The organism is Flavobacterium sp. FlaQc-47, assembly GCF_044006475.1.
In the GTDB taxonomy this organism is placed as follows: Bacteria; Bacteroidota; Bacteroidia; order Flavobacteriales; family Flavobacteriaceae; genus Flavobacterium.
The window spans coordinates 388,211-403,315 of the sequence record NZ_JBIPCQ010000001.1 but is presented as its reverse complement, the minus strand read 5'-3'; the positions used below and the strand labels follow the sequence as shown (position 1 = coordinate 403,315).

Sequence of the window (15,105 nt, the reverse complement as noted above, 5' to 3'; positions counted from 1 at the left end):
AAAATCCAATCAGCTTTTACACCAATTGGATTTTAAAATTCAGTCTATCAAATTTTAAACAAAAAAAAATTATTGCTTTTCAATTACTGCTGTAAGAGTTGCAGGATCAAGTGTTTTTGTGTTATTCACAGCATCCAAATATGTAAAATCACCCACTGTAACCCCTGCTTCAATGTAAGGAATGCTTGTAACTGTTTGATATATTGTACCATCCGTAGATTTTACCGTAAACCTAATATTAAAACTTCCCTGCTCATACTTATTATATGAAATCTGTGAAGTGTTTTTTAAATCGTAATATACAGACATCATCCATTTATTCCCATCGTTTAATTCTGTTTTTCTAATTGTTAAAGCAAAATCAGTTGGATTAAAGGTATTGCCTGTTGATGGTCCATAGTCATCATCATTACTACTTGAACTACAATTTACTAATAAGATTGACATCGTCAATACAAGAACAAGACTAAAGGTTGATTTTAAAATAGATAATTTTCTCATAATATAAACATTAAAGGTTAAAAAAATACAATTATTTGTAAGTTTATTTTGCAATTATAGAACTAATAAGCAGACAAAACAATCAATAAGTAAGATTTAACTTAAATAATAAAATAAATTTAAGATATTTACGTAAATAATATTATTAAATAGAAAATATCTTAAATACTTTGACTTTAAAGAAGTTATCATTAACTTCAAGCTTTTAATTTATCTTTATTAAAACACAAGCAAATGGACTACATTGACTATTATAAGGTATTAGAAATCACGAAATCAGCCACAGAAGCTGAAATCAAAAAAGCATATCGAAAATTAGCGCGAAAGCATCATCCTGATTTGAATCCGAATGATAAACAAGCGGAGCAAAAATTCAAGGAAATCAATGAAGCGAATGAGGTGTTGGGCAATCCGGAGAATCGTAAAAAATATGATAAATACGGAAAAGACTGGAAACATGCTGATGAATTTGAAAAAGCCGGTTACGATCCCAACCAACAACAATCTTCAAGACAGCAGGGAAATCAGAGTTATTCTGATTTTGGCGGAGGCGATTTTGGAGGAAGTGATTTTTCAGATTTCTTTAATTCTATGTATGGTTCAGGCGGAAGAAGTTCGAGAAGTCAGGCGAAATACCGTGGTCAGGATTTGAATGCAGAATTACAACTGGATTTATCTGCAGCATATACCACTCAAAAACAAAACCTGACGGTAAATGGCAAAAATATCCGAATCACAATTCCGGCCGGAGTTGAAAACGGACAAATTATAAAAATCCCAAATCATGGCGCGCCTGGTGCAAACGGCGGACCAAACGGCGATTTGTATATTACTTTTTTGATCGATAATAATTCAGATTTTAAACGAGAAGGCAATAATTTATATGCAGATGTTGATCTTGATTTATATACCGCAATTTTAGGCGGAGAAATTAATGTGAATACTTTTGATGGAAAAGTAAAGATTAAAGTTCCTGCAGAAACTCAGCCCGGAACTAAAGTGAAGCTGAAAGGAAAAGGATTTCCTGTCTATAAAAAAGAGAATCAGTTTGGGGATTTATATATCACTTATACTTTAAAAATTCCCACAAAATTATCGGAAAAAGAAAAAGAATTATTTGAAGAATTAGCAAAATTAAGAAATCATGAATAGTAAAGACCTGATACTGATAAAACAGTTTTGTGTGTATCACGAAATTGAAAACACTTTTATAACTGAATTACATAATTATGGTTTGGTAAAAATCATTATTCTGGAAGAAGATGAATATTTACAACCGGAACAATTGCCAACTGTCGAAAAAATGATCCGTTTGCATTATGATCTTAAAATTAATCTGGAAGGTATTGATGTCATTGCAAATCTTTTAGACAAAATCGAAGTATTGCAACAAAACCTTATTACAACTCAAAATAAACTTCGACTTTACGAACAGCATCAGATTGAATAGAGAAAAACTTTCTTGAAATTAATTTTAACACATAGAAACATAGTTTTTGTTGGCGTAAAAAAGGCGTTTCACTAAACATTAACACACATAGCTATGTGTGAAGAAATGTGTTTCTTTTTTATATCCTTTTTCGAATATCAAAATCCCATGTATCTATGTGTTAAACTTTTTTGTGCATCCTACTCAACAGGCGGAGAAAAATAAAATCTATCTTTCAAAATATCACAAAAAAGAACGATTTACGAATTGATTTCAATCTAATTTGGTTCTTTTTCAGTTGTATATTTTATAAATTGCAGCGGAATTAACGAACCAGAATTTGTTTTTAAAAATGCTAAAAACAATTCAAAAAAACACAAAAAATGAAAAGAGAAAACATCTTAACAGGATCAGCTTGGGAGGACAAAATGGGATATTGTCGCGCGGTAAGAATTGGTAATATCATTGAAGTTTCAGGAACTGTGGCAATTGTTGACGGCGAAAAAGTAAAAGCCGATGATGCTTATGCTCAAACCTATAATATCCTGGAACGTGTTAAAAAAGTTTTGGAAGATTTGAATGTTGGAATGAAAGATGTCATCAGAACCAGAATTTTCACTACTGATATTAATAGCTTTGAAGAAGTGGCAAGAGCGCATTCATCCTTTTTTAAAGACGTAAAACCTACAACAGGCTTCTATGAAATCAGCAAACTTGTTGCTCCGGAATATTTAGTTGAAATTGAATTTACAGCTGTTGTTCAAGGATAATTTTTTTGCCACGAATTTTCGCGAATTATTTTTTTGCCACAGATAAAAGATTTAAAAAGATTATTTTTGGTAAGCTTTTAATTTTATTTGCTTTTTTAATTAGTGAAAATTCGTGTAATTCGTGGCAAACTTCCTTTAAATAATAATGACTTCTCAAAAACTAAAAGAAACTTTCCTGACCACTTTCAAATTGATTTTGATATGCATTTTGATAGGTATTCTATCCGGATCTGCGTCAGCATTTTTCCTGGTTTCTTTAGAATTTGTTACACAATTTAGAATTCATCACGAATGGATTATATGGCTTTTGCCTTTCGGCGGATTATTGGTAGGTTTTAGTTACTATTATTGGGGAGAATCTGTGACAAAAGGCAATAATTTATTGCTCGAAGAATATGAAAATCCTACTAAAGTGATTCCACTTAAAATGGCTCCTTTAGTACTTTTAGGAACTCTATTAACGCATTTATTTGGAGGTTCTGCCGGTCGAGAAGGAACAGCCGTACAAATGGGCGGCGCAATCGCAGATCAATTTACCAGGCTTTTTAAGTTAGATAATTCCGAAAGAAAAATTTTAATCATTCTGGGAATCAGCGCTGGTTTTGCATCAGTTTTTGGAACTCCCTTGGCAGGCGCTATTTTTGCTTTGGAAGTTTTATACTTTAGTAAAATCAATCTTAAAAGCGTTATGCTATCTTTTTTCGTGGCTTATGCAGCTTATTTTACAGTAGAATTTTGGCAGGTAAAACATACGCACTATAGTATTCCTGTTGTTCCTGAAATTACTGTCCCTAACGTATTATATGTAATTATAGTTGGAATTTTATCTGGTTTTGCTGCTTTATTATTTTCAAGAAGCACACATTTTTGGGGTTCTCTTTTTTCAAAAAACATTAAATATCCTCCTCTTCGACCTTTTATTGGCGGAATATTTCTTGCGATTTCATTTGCAGGTTTCGGACTCACCAAATTTTCGGGATTAGGCGTTCCGGTTATTGTCGATTCATTTTCAAATCCCAATCCGTGGTATGATTTTTTGCTTAAAATTTTGTTTACCGGATTTACTTTAGGAGCTGGTTTCAAAGGTGGAGAAGTTACGCCGTTGTTCTTTGTTGGTGCTACTTTAGGAAGCGCTTTATCCTTAATAATTCCTTTACCAATTGCGCTTTTGGCAGGTTTAGGATTTGTTGCCGTATTTTCGGGAGCGACCCACACTCCTATTGCCTGCACCATTATGGGTATGGAACTTTTTGGAATTCAACATGGAATTTTCATTGCCATTGCCTGTATAATCGCCTACCTTTCATCAGGTTCTGTGGGAATTTATAAATCGCAAATTGTCTCGAAAAATAAATTCCAATTTTTTAAATTCCAAAATCCAAGGGCAAATACAAACTCCAATAAAGAGTAAATCAATCTCTATAATTCCTTCTGTGAATTTCTGTGGCTTCTCTGAGAATCTCTGTGAAAATAAAAATCAGTTTAAATCCACGTTTTCGCTTTTGCAAATCCATTTAATCTGAGTATAAATTCAAATCCCAAAAAGCAAATCCCAAATTCGAAACCTTCCATTCCCATTTTATAATTCTCAATTTACATCTTACAATTCACTCTGAACATAAAAGTGTGTTAATCTGTAAAATGATTTCAACATTACATTAAAAAAATGTAAATTCGCACACTATGAAAATACAAGATATTCAAGCGATACAATTATTACTCGCAACCCCAAAGAAAATCGCCATAATTCCGCATAGAGGTCCTGACGGCGATGCTATGGGTTCAACATTAGCTTTATACCATTTTTTATTAAAAAATAATCACCACCCAACGGTAATTGCACCAAATGATTTTCCTGATTTTCTAGCCTGGTTGCCAGGTTCTGAAACAGTAAAAATATTTGAAAAAGATACTCAAAACTGTACCAAAATATTAGAAGAAGCTGAATTGATCTTTACGCTGGATTTTAATGCGTTTCACCGTACCGGCGAAATGGAACATACTTTAGCAAAGCTAACAGCTCCATTTATCATGATAGATCATCATCAAAAACCGGATGATTATGCTGCTTATACCTATTCTGACACGACATTTGGATCAACTTGTGAAATGATTTATAACTTCATTTCTTTCTTAGGAAAAAAAGAAGACATCGATAAAACAATTGCTACTTGTATTTATACTGGAATCTTAACTGATTCAGGTTCTTTTCGTTTTCCGGGCACAACAGGAAATACGCACCGAATTATTGCCGAATTAATTGATCTGGGAGTTGAAAACACACAGATTCCGGTTTTATTATTTGATAATAGTTCCTACAGTCGTTTGCAATTATTGGGTCGTGCTTTACAAAACATGAAAGTGCTTACGGAGCACAAAACCTCTTATACTTCGCTTACTCAGGCTGAACTGGATGCATTTGATTATGTAAAAGGGGATACTGAGGGAATTGTAAATTACGGACTAAGTATAAAAGGTATCGTTTTTACTGCTATTTTTATCGAAAATAAAGACGAGAAAATTATTAAGATTTCTTTCCGTTCTCAAGGTGGCTTTGATGTGAACCAATTTGCCCGTGATCACTTTAACGGTGGCGGACACAGTAATGCAGCCGGGGGAAGATCTGAAGTTTCGATGGAAGAGACTTTAAATAAGTTTGAAGATTTAGTAAATAAACTAAAAATATAACCCAATATGAACTACTTAAAACTAAGCATTTATACCCTACTTTTTGCTGTTTTATTTGTGAGCTGTAAACAACATGAAGATGCGAGAAGACCTATCTCTCAGACATCAGGAACTTTCATGAAAAAATCTGTTGACAGAAATAAAAAATTAGTAGCTAACGAGGAAGATGTTATAAAAAAAATAATCAAAAACAATCCTAAAATTAAATATTACGCTACAAGAAAAGGATATTGGCTGTATTATGATGAACAAAATACAACGGATCCTGCAACACCTAAAAAAGGAGACATTGCCTATTTTAATTTGGAAATAAAAGATATTGAAGGCAAAATTATTTATTCTGAAGCTGATCTTGGTCCGCAAACGTATTATGTAGACAAACAGGATATTATGATGGGTTTGCGCGACGGTATCAAAATGATGCATAAAAATGAGATCGTAACTTTCTTATTTCCATCACATATCGCATACGGATATCATGGTGATAATAAAAAAATTGGCACTAATCAGTCTTTAATTTGTACTGTTACGCTTCGTAATTTTGTACCGGATCCAACTGCTAAACCTGCTGCAGTAGCGGGACAAGCTAAGACTACATCAGTTGCTAAACCCGTAACTCCAACTAAACCAGTCGCTCCAACTAAAAAAGATACAATAAACCCATAAACAACATTTAAGAAATGAAAAAGAGTATTTTATTACTATTAGCTGTTACCGTAAGCTCATTATATTCTTGTAAAGATGAACACAGCAACTTGCCTGATGGTTTATATGCCGATATTGAAACCAATAAAGGGCACATTATTGTTGAATTAGATTATCAAAAAGCACCTGTTACAGTAGCCAATTTTGTAACCCTTGCAGAAGGTAAAAATGAATTTGTGACTAAAGATTATTTGAAAAATAAGCCTTTTTATAACGGTTTAAAATTTCACAGAGTTATTGAAGATTTCATGATTCAGACCGGAGATCCCGAAGGAACCGGTTCCGGAGATACAGGATATAAATTTAAGGATGAAATCACTGATTTAAAATTTGATAAAGCCGGTATTTTAGCAATGGCTAATAACGGTCCGGGAACAAATAGCAGTCAGTTTTTTATCACACATGTTGAAACCCCTTGGTTGGAGGGAAAACATACTATTTTTGGTCATGTTGTTGAAAAAGGACAAGAAGTCGTAAATCAGGTAAAACAAGGCGATACTGTTGTTGCTGTTACTATTATTAGAAATGGTGAAGCAGCTAAAAAGTTTGATGCTGTAAAAGTATTTCACGATTACTTTTCTGAAATTGCTAAGGAAAAAAGTAAATTCGCCGGAGTTCAGAAAGAAAAAGTAGATTATTTTGCTTCTGTAAGACCAAAAGCGACAAAAACAAGTACTGGTTTAGAATATTTAATTACAGAAAAAGGAGCTGGTAAAAAACCGGCAACCGGAACTCAATTATACATTCATTATTCAGGTTTCTTAGAAGACGGAACTTTATTTGACTCAAGTGTTGAAGAAGTGAATAAAGCTTTTGGAAAATTTGACCCGGCAAGAGCAGAACAAAAAGGATATCAGCCAATTCCGTTTCAGGCAGGTCGTAAAGACGGTATGATTCCCGGATTTATCGAAGGAATTGAGCAGCTTTCATTTGGAGATAAAGCAATTTTGTTTATTCCGTCACATTTAGCATACGGAGCAACAGGAGCCGGAGGAGTAATTCCGCCAAACGCTAATATTATTTTCGAAATCCAATTATTAGAAAAGCCACAATAATTATATAAAACGTTCACATAGACTTAAATTCTAAACATTATGAAATTTAAATTTCTATTTTTATTTTGTCTCGCTGTTGTAAACATACAGGCTCAGACGAAAAAGCCCGTTACTAAAGCAAAAGCTCCGGCAGCTAAAACAACCACTAAAACGGTTGCAAAAACAGATTCTAATGATGGTATTTTTGCCACTATATCTACTACAAAAGGTGATATCGTAGTTTCTTTAGAATACGTAAAAACACCGGTAACGGTAGCGAACTTTATTTCTCTTGCAGAAGGAAAAAATCCTAATGTAAAAGTGGAAAGACTGAAAGGAAAACCTTTTTATGACGGATTAAAATTTCACAGAGTAATCAATGATTTCATGATTCAGGGCGGAGATCCGGACGGAAACGGTTCTGGTGGTCCGGGATATGCATTTAAAGATGAATTTGTAGATGAATTAAAATTTGAAAAAGGCGGAGTTCTTGCGATGGCGAATTCCGGTCCTGCTACAAACGGAAGCCAGTTTTTTATCACACATAAAGAAACTCCTTGGTTAAACGGAAAGCATACTATTTTTGGTCATGTAGTTTCCGGAATGGACAACGTAAATAAAATTGTCCAGGATGATATCATGACAAAAATTACTATTACACGTAAAGGTGCTGCAGCTAAAAAGTTTGATGCTGTAAAAGTTTTAGCTGATGATGTAAAAAAACAAGAAGCTAAAAAAGCTGAATCTCAAAAAGTAGTGAAGGAAAAAGCAGCCTATTTTGCTGCTACAAAAGCAAAAGCTACAACAACTGCCTCAGGCCTGAAATATGTAATTACTAAAAAAGGAACTGGCGTAAAAGGAGCTGAAGGATCTCCAATTTTCTTTCATTATGCAGGATATTTTGAAGATGGAAATCTTTTTGACAGCAGTATGGCAAGCGTAGCAAAAGCTTATGGCAAATACGATGCAAACCGTGATGCTCAAAAAGGATATCAGGCTTTTCCTTTTACAGTTGGAAAAAAGGATGGAATGATTCCTGGTTTTATTGAAGCTTTAGATATGCTGACGGATGGAGATAAGGCAATTTTCTTTCTTCCTGCCAATTTAGCTTACGGAGAAAAAGGTGCCGGTGGTGTAATCCCGCCAAACTCTACTTTAGTTTTTGAAATTGAAACTTACAAAACGCAACCTGTTGCAAAATAAAGGTTGATTTTTATACCATATAACCCGTCAAAATATAAATTTTGACGGGTTTTTTGTTTTTGCCTAATACTGTCAAATTCATAATTTTAGAACATAAATTGATTCTAAAACCACTTCGATAATACTATTTATAGCCATTTACTATTAATTCCTAAACAAATAGCGTACCTTTGCCGGCTTTAATTTTTTAAAATAAACAGATCAAATGTCACAAAATAACGTATTAAAAGGAGTATTTTTAGTAGCGATAGGAGCTACAACTTACGGAATGTTAGCCACTTTTGTAAAAATGGCTTACACAGAAGGATACACTACTGCCGAAGTAACAACATCTCAATTTATATTAGGAATTATTGGAATTTTACTAATCAATGCATTCCAAAAAATCAAACATAAAGACAAAGTTGTAAAAGCCAGCAAAAAAAATATTCTCAGTCTGATGATTGCCGGAACTTCTTTAGGAATGACAAGTTTGTTTTATTACCTGGCGGTAAAATACATTCCAGTTTCTATTGGTATTGTTTTATTAATGCAAACCGTCTGGATGGGTGTTTTACTGGAAATGATCTTAGAAAAAAAACTACCTTCAAAACAAAAAGTAATCGCTGTAATCATTGTACTTGTTGGTACCGTTTTAGCGACAAATATACTTCATAACGAAATAAACCTGGATTGGAGAGGTCTAGTTTGGGGAATTTTAGCTGCTGCATCTTTCACTACAACCATGTTTACTGCCAATAGTGTAGCAACAGAAATTTCATCTGCGCAACGTAGTTTATACATGCTTTTAGGAGGATCTATTATTGTATTTTCATTTGCAATTGCTACTCAGGTTGCTCCTTTTAACTTTGAAATTTTCATGAAATGGGGAATTATCTTAGCTCTTTTTGGAACTATTATTCCGCCAATGCTTATGACAGCAGGTTTCCCTTTAACCGGAATTGGTTTAGGAAGTATTGTTTCGGCACTTGAACTTCCTGTCTCTGTAATGATGGCTTACGTACTATTGAATGAAGAAGTAGTTTTTACGCAATGGGTTGGAATCGTTTTAATTATCCTTGCCATTATCATCATGAATGTCAATTTTAAGCGAAAAAACTAACTTCTTTACCGGTTTCTAAAAAAATGCCTTTTATAATGTATTTATGGTTAATTTTTACATAAATTCGTACTAAATTAATTACATATCGTTATGAATTTACCTTGGCATTTATATTTAATGGCTGCACTTTTTATCATTGCCGGATTAAATCATTTTAGAAATCCGAGAATGTATATTAAAATCATTCCGCCATTTTTCACGAATCCCAAATTAATAAATAGTTTAAGCGGAGTTGCCGAAATTGTTTTAGGCGCTCTGCTAATGGTTGGTTACACATCAAATTTTGCGGCATGGGGAATAATTGCACTACTAATTGCTGTGTTTCCCGCAAATTTTTACATGTATCAAAATAAAAAAGCAAGTTTTGGTTTACCAAATTGGATTTTATTTGTACGTTTGCCCCTACAATTGGTTTTGATTTTTTGGGCATACCAATATACCCTCTAACAATCAACTATTAATTAAAATTATTTATTATGAAAAAATTATTTGCTGAGTTCTTCGGAACTTTTTGGCTTGTTTTTGGAGGTTGTGGAAGCGCACTTTTTGCTGCCGGATATCCAGAATTAGGGATTGGCTTTGCAGGTGTTGCATTAGCTTTTGGTTTAACGGTTTTAACAATGGCGTATGCTGTTGGACACATTTCCGGGGGACATTTTAATCCCGCAGTTTCAATAGGTTTATGGGCTGGAGGAAGATTTCCTGCAAAGGAACTTTTACCTTACATTATTTCACAATGTGTTGGAGCAATTGCCGCTGCAGGAACATTATTTATTATCTGGACAGGCAAAGCCGGAAATGCTATAAACAATACGCAAGCCGGAGCATTTGCATCAAATGGCTACGGAGCGTTCTCTCCTGATGGTTATTCACTGCAATCTGCTTTTTTAGCTGAATTTGTCCTGACTTTTTTCTTTCTGATAATCATTTTGGGAGCTTCAGATAAATGTGCCAATACTAACTTTTGTGGTATTGCAATTGGTTTAGGTTTAACCTTAATTCACTTAATCAGTATTCCAATCACAAATACATCTGTAAACCCGGCAAGATCACTATCTCAGGCAATTTTTACTGGTGGGGAGCCATTATCACAAGTTTGGATGTTTTGGGTAGCACCTATTTTAGGAGCTTTACTGGCTGGATTTGTTTATAAAACACTATTGCAAAAGAACGATAACGAAAATACATCAAACAACTAAAATTTAAATTATGGCATTTTTATATTTCTTACTTATAGGAGCAATTTCAGGCTGGCTGGCAGGACAAATTTGGAAAGGTGCAGGTTTTGGACTTCTTGGTAATATCATCGTTGGAATCATTGGTGGAATTATCGGAGGATGGATCGCGGGCAATTTTGGTATTGGCGGTGGAGGACTTCTTTGGCAAATACTGATAGCCGTTGGAGGAGCATGGGTGTTGTTATTTATAATAAGCCTTATCAAAAAATAATAAAATATTTACCTTATAACTTACTTTTAAAGAGAAAATCAGATATATTTATATTCGGTTTTCTCTTTTTAATATGCCAAAATTTCAGATTAACTTCTTCAAGGAAAACAGATTAAAACTTTATCAATTTAATATTTAGTTTTATGAATGATATTATAACCTATTTCAGTTCTATTCCTTCTTCACACCGAAGTCTGATCCTCATTGGAGGTATTACTTTATTTTGGTTGATAGAAAACACTTTCCCGCTGTTTCAGATGAAATATCAAAAATGGCAGCACGCAGGAATCAATTTCTTTTTGACTTTTACTACAATCCTTGTCAATTTTGTTCTGGCTTTTATCTTAATTAAAACAGCAAATTGGGCAACAGAAAATCATTTTGGAATATTACAATGGTTACCCCAAATACCAATTTGGCTTTACACCATCATAGGATTACTTCTATTGGATTTAATTGGTGCTTATCTCGCCCATTTCGTTCAGCACAAAATAAAATTTCTATGGCGTTTTCATATCATTCACCATACAGATACCTGGATTGATACCACAACGGCAAACAGACATCATCCGGGTGAAAGTGTAATTCGTTTTATTTTTACAACCCTCGGCGTTTTAATTGTTGGAAGCCCAATGTGGATGGTTTTCCTATACCAGAGTCTTTCGGTTATTTTTTCACAATTTAATCACGCAAATATTTCACTCCCCAATAAACTGGATCTGATTTTGAGTTATTTTATTATTTCTCCCAACATGCATAAAGTACATCACCATTATGTTTTACCTTATACAGATAGTAATTACGGGAATATTTTTTCAGTTTGGGATCGGCTTTTTGATACTTTTACCACCTTGCCAAAAGAAGAATTAATTTACGGAGTAGACACACATATGGCTTTTGAAGAAAACAATAAATTGAAAAATTTACTGCAAATTCCGTTTCAAAAATCAAGATCTGCAAAAAACAATTAAAAACATTAAAAAAAACCTCTCACATCGAACCAACTAATTATTTTTTTTATTAATATTGATACTTAAATTGAAAATCAATCTATTAATCATTAACCCCTATTTTGAATTAATTTTCACGTGATGAAAAAGAGTAACCGCAAAGAATTGAATTGGGAGCAAACCGAAAAACTTGTTTCGCTAGCCTTAGAAGAAAAAAATCCATTTGAGATCATAAAAAAAGAATTTGGATTGGCAGAAAAAGAAGTTCTGGAAATCATGAAGAAGAAAATGCCACTTGAAAAATTTGAGATGTGGAAAAAGAAGGCAGTTGCAAATAAACCAAAACCGAAGCCCGTTAAAATAGATGATTTTGATGAAGATCTGGATGGTAAATATTATATAAAAAATAAGCTAGACTAAAACCGAACTCCTGAAATTCAGGAGTTTTTTTTTATATTTATAGTACGACTGTAACTTTTTTACATTTTACAAGTCCAATACAAATAACTAAATACAAACAAATGAAAAAAATACTTTATACCGTAGCTCTCGCAGTAACCCTTTGGAGCTGTAAAACAGGAAGCTCAAACGGTGCTGCAAAAAGCAATGTTGTAGATGTGAATATTAATCTTATCGATGTAAAAGACGATAAGGTTTTAGTAACTGTTACTCCGCCACAAATAAAAACCGACGAAGTAATTTATAGTATTCCTAAAACAGTTCCCGGAACTTATTCTACAGACAACTACGGTAAATATTCTGATGATTTTAAAGCTTTTGATGCTAAAGGAAACCCTTTAACAGTAAAAAGAATAGACGATAATTCATGGTCAATTTCAAATGCAAAAACATTAAAAAAAGTTACTTATTTAGTTGGAGATACTTTTGATACTGAAAAAGGAACCGGATTTGGTAATGACGACATTTTTTCACCTGCTGGAACTAATATAAATGCAGGAATTAATTTCATGGTTAATACGCACGGTTTTGTAGGCTATTTTAAGGATAAACTAAATGTTCCTTATAAAGTTACCATTACACATCCGGAAACACTTTGGGGAGCAACTTCAATGAACGACGAAGATGCGAGCAAAACAAGTGATGTTTTTACAACGCCTCGTTACGCAGTTTTAGTCGAAAATCCTATAATGTATTCTAAACCGGATTATACAACTTTCAACGTAAACGGAATGGATATTTTGATTGCAGTTTATTCTCCAACTGGAAAATTTACTGCTGAAAGTATTACTCCTGAAATGAAAACAATGATGACAGCGCAAAAAAACTTTTTAGGAAAAGTAAATGCGACTAAAAAATATACTGTTTTATTGTACTTGTCAAGTATGGCAAAAGATGATGCGCATGGTTTTGGAGCTTTAGAGCATCCTACGGCAACAACAGTTGTTTTACCGGAATCAATGCCAAAAGAAAAACTGGTAGAATCAATGAAAGATGTCGTTTCGCATGAATTCTTTCACATTGTAACTCCATTAACAGTGCACTCAAAAGAAATTCAGTATTTTGATTATAATGCCCCTAAAATGTCTGAGCATTTATGGATGTACGAAGGTGTAACTGAATATTTTGCAAATTTATTCCAAATCAATCAGGGCTTAATTAACGAAAGTGAATTTTACACTCGTATTGCAGACAAAATCGAACAGGCAAAAGAACTAAATGATACGATGTCATTTACTAAAATGAGCGCAAATGTTTTAGAGCAGCCTTACAAAGACCAATATTTAAATGTGTACCAAAAAGGAGCTTTAATTGGAATGTGCATCGACATTATCATTAGAGAAAAGAGCAACGGCGAAAGAGGAATTCTTGATCTAATGCATAAATTAGCGAATGAATATGGGGTTGAAAAACCATTTAATGACAACGAGCTTTTTGCGAAAATCACACAATTAACATATCCTGAAGTTGGAGAATTCTTAACTAAATATGTTTCAGGAACAACTCCAATTCCTTATGATTTTTATTTGGCTAAAGTTGGGGTAACAAATGCAGCCGAAAAAGTTCCGGGATCAATTTTCATCAAAGGTCAGACTCCTTATATTAGTGTTGACAAAGCAACTAAAGCAATAAGCGTACGTCCTGACTTAGATTTAAATGTATTTTTTACGAATTTAAATCTTAAACCAGGTGATGTAATTAGTACTGTAAACAACAAAACATACACATTAGATAATATTTATGATTTGATTACCGAAAGTGAAAACTGGAAAGAAAACGATCCAATTACTATCAAAATAAAACGCGCCGGTATAGAACAAACTATAAAAGGAACTGTAAAAATACCATTTGAAGAAAAGGAAACTTTTAAAGCAACAGATGCTTCAAAAGAAAAACTTAAAAATGCATGGTTAAAAGGATAATCTCTTTTAATCAAAACACAAAAAAAACCGACAAGTGATTGTCGGTTTTTTGTTTTTTTGTCATCCTGACTAAGGAAGGATCACACAAGGAACTCCGCAAAGATTGTCGACATTCTTTGTCGATAAACTAGTGTGATGCTTCCTTCGTCAGGATGACAATATTATACTTACTTCTTCACCGGAAACTTCCAGTCAAATGCGTCTTTATCATTGATAATTGCTCCAATTTCAAACTTCACAACTTCATCAAATTCAGTTTGAAGAATAAACCAATTGTCTTCATTGAAATAATTTTCGAAAGTATCAAAAGTTTCCTGAGTAAATTTTGTGATTCCTTTTGTTGCTAAATCTTTTTTTACATCATCAATTTTTCTTCCGATTAATTTGAACCCGGAAACTTCTAAATCATTGCTTGATGCTACTAAATAGCCTAGTTTCAAGTCTTCTTCCTCATAAAATGTCAATCTGATTTTGTGTGAATTGTATACAAAAATCACATTCTCATCTTCGTCTGTATAATTTTTATCAGGTTTTCCTAAAGCAGCCGTTACATCGTTTTGCTTCATTCCGAAAAGCAATTTATCAATTCCTGATTTTAGATTTATTTTCATATTTACTTTTATTTAAAGTGCAAATTTCGTGAAGTTTTTGCAAAGTCCGTTATGATTCTATTTTATTATTTTTTTCGCCACTAATTGCACTAATAATCACGAATTATTTGTCTGGCTAAGCGAAGTCGAAGCTTTTTATTTTCGCCACAGATTAAAAGGATTAAAAAGGATTTTTTTAAATCTGCTCAAATCTGCTGAATCTGCGTAAAACTTTTTCGATACAACCAGAGTTCTAATAACACTGCCCTTCGACTCCATACAGAGTGAAATCGCTATTAAAAA

17 protein-coding genes are annotated in these 15,105 nt (G+C 33.3%); 15 read left to right on the top strand and 2 right to left on the bottom strand.

The genetic code is table 11. The features are described 5' to 3' along the window. Positions 1 to 69: 69 nt before the first annotated feature. On the bottom strand, positions 70 to 501 hold the full coding sequence (locus tag ACHRVX_RS01550; RefSeq protein WP_395328266.1) for a hypothetical protein: 432 nt from the start codon (positions 499 to 501) through the stop codon (positions 70 to 72). A gap of 234 nt (positions 502 to 735) precedes the next feature. Here ACHRVX_RS01550 and ACHRVX_RS01545 point away from each other — a divergent pair, with 234 nt between their 5' ends. From ACHRVX_RS01545 to ACHRVX_RS01475, 15 genes are all read left to right on the top strand, one after another. Next, the gene (locus tag ACHRVX_RS01545) at positions 736 to 1,653 is read left to right on the top strand and encodes a DnaJ C-terminal domain-containing protein (RefSeq protein ID WP_395328264.1); all 918 of its coding nucleotides are present in this window, start codon (positions 736 to 738) and stop codon (positions 1,651 to 1,653) included. Next, positions 1,646 to 1,951: a chaperone modulator CbpM gene (locus ACHRVX_RS01540; RefSeq protein ID WP_395328262.1), complete on the top strand. Its 306-nt coding sequence runs from the start codon at positions 1,646 to 1,648 to the stop codon at positions 1,949 to 1,951. Before ACHRVX_RS01545 ends, ACHRVX_RS01540 begins: the two co-directional genes overlap by 8 nt. 362 nt (positions 1,952 to 2,313) lie before the next feature. Further along, entirely contained in the window at positions 2,314 to 2,700 is a 387-nt protein-coding gene (locus ACHRVX_RS01535; protein ID WP_395328260.1) for a RidA family protein, read from the top strand. Between the two features lie 145 nt (positions 2,701 to 2,845). Further along, positions 2,846 to 4,111 carry a voltage-gated chloride channel family protein gene (locus ACHRVX_RS01530; RefSeq protein WP_395328257.1) on the top strand — a complete coding sequence of 422 codons (1,266 nt, stop codon included), beginning with the start codon at positions 2,846 to 2,848 and terminating at the stop codon, positions 4,109 to 4,111. A 272-nt stretch (positions 4,112 to 4,383) separates the two neighbouring features. Continuing rightward, positions 4,384 to 5,388 carry a bifunctional oligoribonuclease/PAP phosphatase NrnA gene (locus ACHRVX_RS01525; RefSeq protein ID WP_395328255.1) on the top strand — a complete coding sequence of 335 codons (1,005 nt, stop codon included), beginning with the start codon at positions 4,384 to 4,386 and terminating at the stop codon, positions 5,386 to 5,388. 6 nt (positions 5,389 to 5,394) lie between these two features. Further along, complete coding sequence (gene gldI / locus ACHRVX_RS01520) at positions 5,395 to 6,054, top strand: gliding motility-associated peptidyl-prolyl isomerase GldI (protein ID WP_395328252.1); 660 nt, start codon at positions 5,395 to 5,397, stop codon at positions 6,052 to 6,054. Between the two features lie 14 nt (positions 6,055 to 6,068). After that, positions 6,069 to 7,148, top strand: coding sequence for a peptidylprolyl isomerase (locus tag ACHRVX_RS01515; RefSeq protein WP_395328249.1), 1,080 nt, complete (start codon positions 6,069 to 6,071; stop codon positions 7,146 to 7,148). A gap of 39 nt (positions 7,149 to 7,187) precedes the next feature. Continuing rightward, a complete protein-coding gene (locus tag ACHRVX_RS01510; RefSeq protein WP_395328246.1) occupies positions 7,188 to 8,330 on the top strand; it encodes a peptidylprolyl isomerase in 1,143 nt (380 codons plus the stop codon). A gap of 205 nt (positions 8,331 to 8,535) precedes the next feature. After that, positions 8,536 to 9,432 (top strand): EamA family transporter, encoded by an 897-nt coding sequence (locus ACHRVX_RS01505; protein WP_395328244.1) that lies wholly within the window; start codon positions 8,536 to 8,538, stop codon positions 9,430 to 9,432. A gap of 90 nt (positions 9,433 to 9,522) precedes the next feature. Beyond that, the gene (locus tag ACHRVX_RS01500; protein WP_395328241.1) at positions 9,523 to 9,879 is read left to right on the top strand and encodes a MauE/DoxX family redox-associated membrane protein; all 357 of its coding nucleotides are present in this window, start codon (positions 9,523 to 9,525) and stop codon (positions 9,877 to 9,879) included. A 29-nt stretch (positions 9,880 to 9,908) separates the two neighbouring features. Then, positions 9,909 to 10,631 carry an aquaporin Z gene (aqpZ, locus tag ACHRVX_RS01495; protein ID WP_395328239.1) on the top strand — a complete coding sequence of 241 codons (723 nt, stop codon included), beginning with the start codon at positions 9,909 to 9,911 and terminating at the stop codon, positions 10,629 to 10,631. 10 nt (positions 10,632 to 10,641) lie between these two features. Continuing rightward, positions 10,642 to 10,881: a GlsB/YeaQ/YmgE family stress response membrane protein gene (locus ACHRVX_RS01490; RefSeq protein ID WP_395328236.1), complete on the top strand. Its 240-nt coding sequence runs from the start codon at positions 10,642 to 10,644 to the stop codon at positions 10,879 to 10,881. A gap of 143 nt (positions 10,882 to 11,024) precedes the next feature. Next, on the top strand, positions 11,025 to 11,852 hold the full coding sequence (locus ACHRVX_RS01485; protein ID WP_395328233.1) for a sterol desaturase family protein: 828 nt from the start codon (positions 11,025 to 11,027) through the stop codon (positions 11,850 to 11,852). 120 nt (positions 11,853 to 11,972) lie between these two features. Beyond that, positions 11,973 to 12,251: a DUF2805 domain-containing protein gene (locus ACHRVX_RS01480; RefSeq protein ID WP_213297686.1), complete on the top strand. Its 279-nt coding sequence runs from the start codon at positions 11,973 to 11,975 to the stop codon at positions 12,249 to 12,251. A 101-nt stretch (positions 12,252 to 12,352) separates the two neighbouring features. Then, positions 12,353 to 14,212 (top strand): peptidase M61, encoded by a 1,860-nt coding sequence (locus ACHRVX_RS01475; protein ID WP_395328230.1) that lies wholly within the window; start codon positions 12,353 to 12,355, stop codon positions 14,210 to 14,212. Positions 14,213 to 14,379: 167 nt separating this feature from the next. Here the strand turns inward: ACHRVX_RS01475 and ACHRVX_RS01470 are convergent, their stop codons facing one another. Further along, the gene (locus ACHRVX_RS01470) at positions 14,380 to 14,823 is read right to left on the bottom strand and encodes a hypothetical protein (protein ID WP_395328227.1); all 444 of its coding nucleotides are present in this window, start codon (positions 14,821 to 14,823) and stop codon (positions 14,380 to 14,382) included. Positions 14,824 to 15,105 lie beyond the last annotated feature (282 nt).